This is a genomic window from Nonomuraea terrae (genome assembly GCF_004348995.1).
GTDB lineage: Bacteria > Actinomycetota > Actinomycetes > Streptosporangiales > Streptosporangiaceae > Nonomuraea > Nonomuraea terrae.
The window spans coordinates 1-2,982 of record NZ_SMKQ01000400.1 but is presented as its reverse complement, the minus strand read 5'-3'; the positions used below and the strand labels follow the sequence as shown (position 1 = coordinate 2,982).

3 protein-coding genes are annotated in these 2,982 nt (G+C 73.7%); 2 read left to right on the top strand and 1 reads right to left on the bottom strand.

The window, feature by feature from the left end; all coding sequences use genetic code 11:
* Positions 1 to 89 precede the first annotated feature (89 nt).
* Together E1286_RS46830 and E1286_RS46825 are read left to right on the top strand one after the other, a co-directional pair.
* Positions 90 to 944: a PAC2 family protein gene (locus E1286_RS46830; protein ID WP_132623818.1), complete on the top strand. Its 855-nt coding sequence runs from the start codon at positions 90 to 92 to the stop codon at positions 942 to 944.
* Positions 945 to 1,086: 142 nt separating this feature from the next.
* Entirely contained in the window at positions 1,087 to 1,647 is a 561-nt protein-coding gene (locus tag E1286_RS46825) for a hypothetical protein (RefSeq protein ID WP_132623816.1), read from the top strand.
* A gap of 114 nt (positions 1,648 to 1,761) precedes the next feature.
* On the opposite strand, the gene E1286_RS46820 is transcribed toward E1286_RS46825, so the two are convergent.
* Entirely contained in the window at positions 1,762 to 2,469 is a 708-nt protein-coding gene (locus E1286_RS46820; RefSeq protein ID WP_132623814.1) for a sirohydrochlorin chelatase, read from the bottom strand.
* Positions 2,470 to 2,982: the final 513 nt, after the last annotated feature.

Genomic DNA, 2,982 nt, shown 5'->3' with positions numbered 1-2,982 from the left:
GGGGCGGGGAGGATTCGGGGGGAGAGTCGGTGACGGCGACGCGTCCGCACCGCATAGGCTTAGCGGGACGATGGAAGTGGAGGCGACACGTGATAGAGCTCGAAGGGCTCCCCGAGCTCGTCGACCCGGTGCTGATAGCCGCGTTCGAGGGCTGGAACGACGCGGGTGAGGCCTCCAGCGGTGTGATCGCCCATCTCGAGTCCGCCTGGAAGGCCGAGCCTCTCATCTCGCTCGACCCCGACGACTATTACGACTTCCAGGTGACCAGGCCGTCGGTCGAGCTGAACGACGGGATGACCACGTCGATCGTGTGGCCGACGACCCGGCTGCTGCGCGCCCGCCCGCCGGGCGTCGAGCGCGACGTGGTGCTGCTGCGCGGCATCGAGCCCAACATGCGCTGGCGCTCCTTCTGCGCCGACATCATCTACATCTGCCGCGAGCTGGGCGTCGAGCTGGCCGTCATGCTGGGCGCGCTGCTCAACGACTCGCCCCACACCCGGCCCGTGCCGATCCTCGGCAGCGCGACCAACGAGGGGCTCGCCCGTTCGATCAACCTGGAGCTGAGCCGCTACGAGGGGCCGACGGGCATCGTGGGCGTGCTCGGCCACACGTTCGCGCAGGCCGGGCTCGACGCGATCTCGCTGTGGGCGTCGGTGCCCCACTACGTCGCCCAGCCGCCCAACCCGAAGGCCACCCTCGCGCTGCTGCGCCGGCTGGAGGACGTTCTGGAGATCCCGATGCCGCTGGGCGACCTCGACGAGGAGGCCAGGGCGTGGGAGCACGGCGTGGACGAGCTCGCCTCCCAGGACAGCGAGGTGGCCGACTACGTCAAGGAGCTGGAAGAGCGCAAGGACGCCGCCGAGCTCCCCGAGGCCAGCGGCGACGCGATCGCGGCCGAGTTCGAGCGGTACCTGCGGCGCAGGGACCGCGGCACGGACAGCTGATGCTCAGGGCGTAAACTGTCAATTTTTCGTTGTTTCAGGTAATAATCAGAAACCTCTCCACCACAGGCGGGGGTCCTGGCGATCCCCCGCACCCGGCTTCGCACGCGATGCCTGTCACCTGACCGCGCACGTTAGGCACGCCATGGCGACTTCCCACGTAGACCCCCATCGCAGGAGCCAGGACGCCAGGCGGCGCATCCTGGAGATGGCCCTCTCGCTGCGCAACGACCGCGCCGGGGGCTCCCTCGACCACTACCTGGCCCTGCTGCAGGACCGGATGCCGCTGTGGCTGAGCATCCTGCACGACCTCTCCCACCGCGCCGGCAAGGGCGACGTCGCCGACAACCTGCTGCAGGTGGCGCGGGCGGGCATCGACTACTACCTGGCGGTGCAGGGCGCGGCCCAGCCGGCGTTCACCTCGCCCCGCGTGACGGTGCGCTTCCGTGACGCGCTGCGGGAGGCGGGACTCGGGCCGGAGACCGAGGTCGCGCCGGTCGCGGCGTACCTGGAGGCGGAGCGGCGGCTCGGGCGGGTGCGGCCGGACGTCGATCCTGAGGCCAGCGCGCGACTGCTTCTCGCGGGCTGCTTCCACCGGGCTCACCTGGAGATGTTCGCGGGCGCGAGCGACGGCCCGGAGCGCGACGCCGGCGCCCGAGGCATCGTCCGCGAACTCCGCCTGGAGCCCATCCTGAACCCGGCCTGACCACCGTCGCAGGGCCGTGAGGGCACCAGAGGCGTCTCACGGCCCTGCGACGGTGTACGCGGTTTCGCGCCGCGGCTCAGAGCCGGCGCGCGGCATGCGGGTGCGTGGAGTGGGTCAGGCGCGGCGGAGGGTGCGTGGCCGGGCGGCGCGGCTCAGCGCCTCGTCGTAGCGGTGCCAGATGAGGGCGGCGACGTCGGGGTCGGCGCCCAGCGGTTCGCTCACCAGTCCCGCGCCGGCCGCGACGAGCCGGTCGTGGAAGAAGCCGGGCGCGAGTACGTACGAGGCGATGGCCACGCGGGCGGCCGGGGTGGAGCCGAGCCGTTCCCTGGCCTCCTCCAGCGACGGCGTGCCGGCCGAGGCGAACGCGGCCGTCACCGGGCGGGCCAGCCGTACGGCGAGCCGGTGGGCGGCCGCGCGCACGTCGGCCAGGGCCGCGGGGTCGGACGAGCCGGCCGCTCCCAGCAGGACGGCGTCGGTGGCGCGCAGGCCGGCGCGCGCCAGCTTGCGCGCCAGCGCCGAGGTCAGCAGCCGGTGCGGCCCCAGCCATCCGGACACCACCGCGTCGGGACGGTGGTCGGCGACGACGGCCGGCAGGTCGATGTGCGCGTGGTAGCCGCCGGCCAGCAGCAGCGGCACCACGACCACCGGGCCGCGCACCGCGGGCAGGACCTCTCCCAGCAGAGGCGAGCTGATCTCCAGGTAGCTCAGCTCCACACCCTGCCCGGGCCGGACCCTCCTGACCGTCTCGGCCAGCGCCGCCAGCGTGTGCTCCCCCGCCGCGCTACGCGTCCCGTGCGCGGCCAGCACGAGTACGGGCGTCACCGGAACCCTCCGGCGGACACCACGACGGTCCGGTCGGCGCCACCCGGGACAGGCGCGGCGGACCTCACGGCGGGCACGGCGGCCAGGCCGGTGGCAGGCGCCACGACAGTCGCGGAGCGCCGGCGGGCGCTCGCCGCACGGCACAACGTCACAGGCCGAGCGCCGCGCACGGCGGTGCAACGGGACGTCGGGGAAGGGGATGCGCTCCGCCGCATGACGCCGGCCAAGGCCCGCCGCGCCGGCCGGCGGCACGCTCCAGCCCGCATGGGCGCCGAAGGCCTGCACATGGTGTTCTCCTCATCGAGTCGGGGTGGCAACGTGGGGTGGGCCGGCAGGGCAGTCAGACCCAGGCCGGAGCACGGGCCGACCTGTCACCCGGGACGCACGCCACGCCGTGGGCCCGAATCCGCATCACGAGCCGCGCGGTCACCCGGGGGCACGACGCACCCTGGTCCGGACCAAAGGTCAAGCCGCCGAGCCGGGCGCCGGGTGGGCGGTGGTCAGGGGTGGGGT

What these genes read in the sequence shown, in the direction of transcription:
- E1286_RS46825 (WP_132623816.1), top strand. Translation starts at nt 1,087, where the DNA reads ATGGCGACTTCCCACGTAGACCCCCATCGCAGGAGCCAGGACGCCAGG.